The following is a 4109-nucleotide window of genomic DNA, read 5'->3' as shown; positions in this document are numbered from 1 at the left end:
CCGGTAGCCGTTGAGTCCCGGGAGCATCAAGTCGAGCACCACGACGTCGTACGATCCCTCGGTCGCCCGCCACAGCCCGTCGACACCGTTGTTGGCGATGTCCACCGTGAAGCCCTCGGGCTGGAGGCCGCGCTTCACCGCGGCGGTGAGCTTTTCGTCGTCGTCGACGAGGAGCACCTTCATGGTCATCTCCTGAACGCTGGCTACAGCCTAGTGACGGTAGGACGCGGTCGCTGAATCCTCGCTGAACGCCGCCAGGCGCGGTTCAGCACTGATTCAGCATCCAGGCGGGAACGTGTTGCTGCGGGCCTCTCATCGGAGACGGCCGCTGAGGAGGCACCGAGATGAAGACATCACCGATGGGGTGGACCGGACTCACCATCGCCCTGACGGTCCTCGCACTGACGACGGGGTGCTCGGACGACAGCGGAGGGTCGACGAAGCCGTCGGCGGCGCTGCCGCAGGGGGGCGAAGTCGTGAAGCTGGACCCCGAACGGTTCAGCACGACGATCGACAACACCTACCTGCCGCTCGTCCCGGGCACGCAGATGATGTACCGCGGGGTCGACGAGGAAGGGACCGTTTCGACGATCACCGTCACGGTGACCGACCAGACGAAGAAGATCGCGAACGGGGTGACCGCCCGAGTCGTACGCGACACGGCTCGCGAAGACGGCGAGATCGTCGAGGACACCCGTGACTGGTACGCGCAGGACGACATGGGCAACGTCTGGTACCTCGGCGAGGACACCGCGACGTTCGAGAACGGGAAGAAGGACTCCACCGAAGGCTCGTTCGAGGCGGGGGTCGACGGCGCTCAGGCCGGGGTGGCGATGCCGGCCGACCCGAAGCCCGGGCCGGTCTACCGGCAGGAGTACTACAAGGGCCACGCCGAGGACAACGGCCAGGTGCTGAGCACGCGCGAGATGGTGGACGTCACGTTGGGCCACTACGACTCGGTGCTCCTGACCAAGGACACCTCGACGATCGAGCCCGAGGTGCTCGAGTACAAGTTCTACGCTCCGGGCGTGGGACCGGTGCTCGCGCTCGACATCGCTGGCGGATCGGAGCGGGAGGAGCTGATCAGCGTGAAGAAGGTGCCCGCCGGTACGGCGACCGGACCGCTCGGGCGCCCTGGCGACTAGCCGGTCGTGGTTCGCGCAGATCGCGGTTCAGTCGTCGCGCTTCTCGTGCTCGAAGCTGGCCGAGGATCGGAAACCTGCGGGACCTCGTACGACGGCGACGATCTCGCACGCCTCGATCGTGACCGGGACGCTGCCGATGATCTTGGAGCCGGCCGAGTCGGCGGCGATCTTCTCGAAGTTGTCCTGGAACGCCGAACGTGCGGCGTCGGAGACGAACACATAGCTGCCCTCGAACCACTCGCCCTTGCGGGCGCGCCAGGACTTGAACCGCAGGCCGTCAAGAGCCGCGAACTTCGCGAAGGACTCGTCCTCGACGTAGGTGCGAAGAGCCTTGAGCGTGCCCTTTGGCGCATCGGCGAGTGACCAGCGAACGGTCAGCCCGTACATCAGACGGCTTTGAGCTGGTCGCCCAACGTGGCCGCTTCCTCATTGTTGAGCTCGACAACGAGTCGTCCGCCGCCCTCGAGCGGGACGCGCATGACGATGCAGCGCCCTTCCTTGGTGACCTCCATCGGGCCGTCTCCGGTCCGTGGCTTCATGGCGGCCATCAGTTCCCCTCTCGATCTTGGAGCTCCCACCGCAACGGCAGGAAGCGTGCCTCCTATTATCGCCTATGGCCGGAGGACGTTCGACCGCAGTACCACCAGGAGGCATCGATGACCGACCAGAGCGCACCACCTGTCACCTACGAGGTGGCCGATGGCGTGGGCACCGTGACGTTCAACCGGCCCGAGGGGATGAACAGCCTGACGCTCGCGGCGAAGGTCGGGCTGCGCGATTCGCTGCACGCCGCGGCGGCCGACAGCGCCGTGCGCTGCGTCGTCCTGACCGGCACCGGGCGGGCGTTCTGCGTCGGCCAGGACCTCAAGGAGCACGTCGCCGACCTGCAGAATGAGAGCTCATCGCTGGGCACCACGGTCGCCGAGCACTACAACCCCGCCGTGACCGCGATCGCGACGATGCCCAAGCCCGTCATCGCCGCGGTCAACGGAGTCGCGGCCGGCGCCGGAGCGTCTCTCGCGTTCGCGGCCGACTTCCGGCTCGTACGCCGCTCCGCCGGGTTCAACCTCGCCTTCGCCGGCATCGCGCTGTCGTGCGACACCGGGTCGTCGTGGACGCTCCCCCGGCTCGTCGGCTACGGCAAGGCGACCGAGCTCCTGATGCAGCCTCGGACGATCCCGGCCGACGAGGCGTACGCCCTGGGCCTGGCCACGAAGGTCCTCGACGACGAGGACTTTGACGCCGAGGTCGCGGCACTGGCCCGGTCCCTCGCGGACGGACCGACGCTGGCCCTGGCCTCGATCAAGCGGGCACTGGCCTTCTCGGCCACCCACGACCTGCCGGCGTCGCTCGAGCACGAGGGCCAGAAGATGGCACTGACCGGGGCGTCAGCGGATCACGCGTCCGCCGTCCAGGCGTTCCTCGCCAAGGAGAAGCCGGTCTTCACCGGCCGCTGAATCCAGCTGACGAACCGTCAGGCCGACCGCTCGTGCTGGCGGCGCTCCTCCTCGGAGGCCGCTTCCTCCCACGCAAGGATCTGCGCCCGGGCGTGCAGCTCGGCGCTCTCGCTCTCGGCGAGGGCGTCGCTGGCCCGGCGCAGGTCGAGGCGGGCGGACTCGAGGTCGGACTGCGCGGCGTCGACGTCGGCCTGGAGCGCCTCGTTGCGGGCGCGCTCCTCGGACATCCGCTCGCGGGCCTTGGCCAGGTCGATCTCAGCGGTCACGAGCGAGTCGCGGAGCTCGGCCAGCTGCGCATCGCGCAGCCTGATCCGTGAGCCCATCTGGTTGGCGAACTCGATGTGCTCACGTGATCGCGACACCGTCGCACGTCGATTGTCGTCGACGATGGCGGCCCGCTCGAGGGCCCATTCGCGACGCCTGTCGGCGAGCTCGTTGGACAGCATCCGGGCGGCGGCGACGCCGGTCAGGACGGCATACGTCGTCGCAGCGATCAGCACGGGAACCGTCGAGACGATGATGCCCGCAACTGCCACCAGGACAGCCGAGATCAACAGTCCGGTGGCGCCGAGCGCTCGGCGGGACCGGGGGATTCTCCGCGATGAAGCCATGACCGGATGGTAAGCACCGAGGACGTCGGTTTCGGGGAGGCACGCCTGGGGGGCGGACGCCTGATTGCGCGAGCGGCTCCGCTCAGGAGGGATTCCTCGCGATGCAGCCTGCGAGGTGGTCGTTGACCATGCCGGTGGCCTGCATCAGCGCGTATGCCGTCGTGGGCCCGAAGAACCGGAAGCCCCGCTTCTTCAGCGCCTTGGCCATCGCGATCGACTCGGCCGTGGTCGCCGGCACGTCGGCGAACGAGGTCGGCGCGGGTGCCGGCGGCGGCGCGAACGACCAGAGGAGGTCGCTGAACGACTCGTCGAGCTCGACCAGCGTGCGGGCGTTGCTGATCGTCGCCTCGATCTTGAGGCGGTTGCGGACGATGCCGGCATCGTCGAGCAGGCGGGCGACGTCGGCGTCACCGAATGCCGCGACGGCCTCGGGGTCGAACCCCGCGAACGCCTCGCGGAAGTTGTCACGTTTGCGCAAGATGATGGCCCACGAGAGCCCCGACTGGAACGCCTCGAGCGACAGGCGCTCGAACAGCTCGCGGTCGCCGCGCAGCTCGCGCCCCCACTCGGTGTCGTGGTAGGCGATCATGGCGGGATCGCTGCCCCATGGGCAACGCACGGTCAGGTCGCCATCGGTCGTTACGCTCACGAGTGTGACTCTGCCACCCGCCTCGGACACTCTGCGACTGGGCACGCGGACGTACGCGCCCGGCGAGCTCGCGCTGATGGCGATCATCAACCGCACGCCGGACTCGTTCTACGACAACGGCTCCACGTTCGACCTCGAGCCCGCCCTCGTACGCCTGGGTGAGGCGGTGCGCGACGGCGCCGACCTCGTCGACGTGGGGGGTGTGCGCGCCGGATACGGCGCTGACGTCGACGCCGGCGAGGAGCTG

The 4109-nt window shown here is 68.6% G+C and carries 8 protein-coding genes; 3 read left to right on the top strand and 5 right to left on the bottom strand.

What is annotated here, in order from left to right:
• Positions 1 to 183 (bottom strand): response regulator (locus V6M46_RS08925; RefSeq protein WP_332663909.1); only part of this gene is annotated, 183 nt, incomplete at its 3' end.
• Between the two features lie 161 nt (positions 184 to 344).
• On the opposite strand from V6M46_RS08925, the gene V6M46_RS08920 reads away from it, so the two are divergent.
• Positions 345 to 1145 (top strand): hypothetical protein, encoded by an 801-nt coding sequence (locus V6M46_RS08920; RefSeq protein ID WP_332663906.1) that lies wholly within the window; start codon positions 345 to 347, stop codon positions 1143 to 1145.
• A 27-nt stretch (positions 1146 to 1172) separates the two neighbouring features.
• Here V6M46_RS08920 and V6M46_RS08915 read toward each other — a convergent pair whose 3' ends face one another.
• Positions 1173 to 1532 carry a hypothetical protein gene (locus tag V6M46_RS08915; protein ID WP_332663904.1) on the bottom strand — a complete coding sequence of 120 codons (360 nt, stop codon included), beginning with the start codon at positions 1530 to 1532 and terminating at the stop codon, positions 1173 to 1175.
• On the bottom strand, positions 1532 to 1693 hold the full coding sequence (locus V6M46_RS08910; protein ID WP_082530405.1) for a DUF3117 domain-containing protein: 162 nt from the start codon (positions 1691 to 1693) through the stop codon (positions 1532 to 1534). Before V6M46_RS08910 ends, V6M46_RS08915 begins: the two co-directional genes overlap by 1 nt.
• Before the next feature lie 108 nt (positions 1694 to 1801).
• Here V6M46_RS08910 and V6M46_RS08905 point away from each other — a divergent pair, with 108 nt between their 5' ends.
• Positions 1802 to 2602 (top strand): enoyl-CoA hydratase-related protein, encoded by an 801-nt coding sequence (locus tag V6M46_RS08905; protein WP_332663890.1) that lies wholly within the window; start codon positions 1802 to 1804, stop codon positions 2600 to 2602.
• A 17-nt stretch (positions 2603 to 2619) separates the two neighbouring features.
• Here the strand turns inward: V6M46_RS08905 and V6M46_RS08900 are convergent, their stop codons facing one another.
• Positions 2620 to 3213: a hypothetical protein gene (locus V6M46_RS08900; RefSeq protein ID WP_332663889.1), complete on the bottom strand. Its 594-nt coding sequence runs from the start codon at positions 3211 to 3213 to the stop codon at positions 2620 to 2622.
• 82 nt (positions 3214 to 3295) lie between these two features.
• Positions 3296 to 3862 carry a DNA-3-methyladenine glycosylase I gene (locus V6M46_RS08895; protein WP_332663886.1) on the bottom strand — a complete coding sequence of 189 codons (567 nt, stop codon included), beginning with the start codon at positions 3860 to 3862 and terminating at the stop codon, positions 3296 to 3298.
• Between the two features lie 4 nt (positions 3863 to 3866).
• On the opposite strand from V6M46_RS08895, the gene V6M46_RS08890 reads away from it, so the two are divergent.
• Positions 3867 to 4109: dihydropteroate synthase (locus V6M46_RS08890; protein WP_332663884.1), on the top strand; the 243-nt coding region annotated here is incomplete at its 3' end.

It is taken from the genome of Aeromicrobium sp. (genome assembly GCF_036676885.1).
GTDB lineage: Bacteria > Actinomycetota > Actinomycetes > Propionibacteriales > Nocardioidaceae > Aeromicrobium.
Note: the sequence above shows the minus strand (reverse complement) of the source record. Positions and strands in the feature narration are given on the sequence as shown.

Excerpts from the sequence above, each read along its gene's own strand:
- V6M46_RS08910 (WP_082530405.1), bottom strand. The coding sequence starts at position 1,693 with ATGGCCGCCATGAAGCCACGGACCGGAGACGGCCCGATGGAGGTCACC.
- V6M46_RS08915 (WP_332663904.1), bottom strand. The coding sequence starts at position 1,532 with ATGTACGGGCTGACCGTTCGCTGGTCACTCGCCGATGCGCCAAAGGGC.
- V6M46_RS08900 (WP_332663889.1), bottom strand. The coding sequence starts at position 3,213 with ATGGCTTCATCGCGGAGAATCCCCCGGTCCCGCCGAGCGCTCGGCGCC.
- V6M46_RS08920 (WP_332663906.1), top strand. The coding sequence starts at position 345 with ATGAAGACATCACCGATGGGGTGGACCGGACTCACCATCGCCCTGACG.
- V6M46_RS08905 (WP_332663890.1), top strand. The coding sequence starts at position 1,802 with ATGACCGACCAGAGCGCACCACCTGTCACCTACGAGGTGGCCGATGGC.